At 40.8% G+C, this 255-nt stretch carries 1 protein-coding gene; it reads left to right on the top strand.

Translation table 11 applies throughout. From position 1 onward, the window contains the following. Positions 1-5 precede the first annotated feature (5 nt). Positions 6-255, top strand: a 250-nt coding sequence (locus SB773_RS33085) for a helix-turn-helix domain-containing protein (protein ID WP_410594666.1), incomplete at its 3' end; no start/stop codon positions are given.

Here is a 255-nt window from a genome sequence, read left to right as displayed (position 1 = left end):
TATTGATGATTGGTAAACGTGTAAAAAAACTGCGAGAAGAAAAGAAAATGTCCATGACTGAACTCGCCGATAAAGCGGGGGTGGCAAAGTCTTACTTAAGTTCGCTCGAGCGAAACTTACAAACGAATCCTTCTATTCAATTTCTTGAAAAAATCTCCGCCGTGCTTAACATTCCTGTTGATGCCCTTCTTTACGATGCACCAAATAAGGAAAACTTGGACACTGACTGGATGAAAATCGTTGAGGAGGCTATGA

This window comes from Bacillus sp. SIMBA_074 (assembly GCF_046534555.1).
GTDB lineage: Bacteria > Bacillota > Bacilli > Bacillales > Bacillaceae_G > Bacillus_A > Bacillus_A mycoides.
The sequence above is the reverse complement of the archived record's forward strand: the minus strand, read 5'-3'. Positions and strand labels throughout refer to the sequence as shown.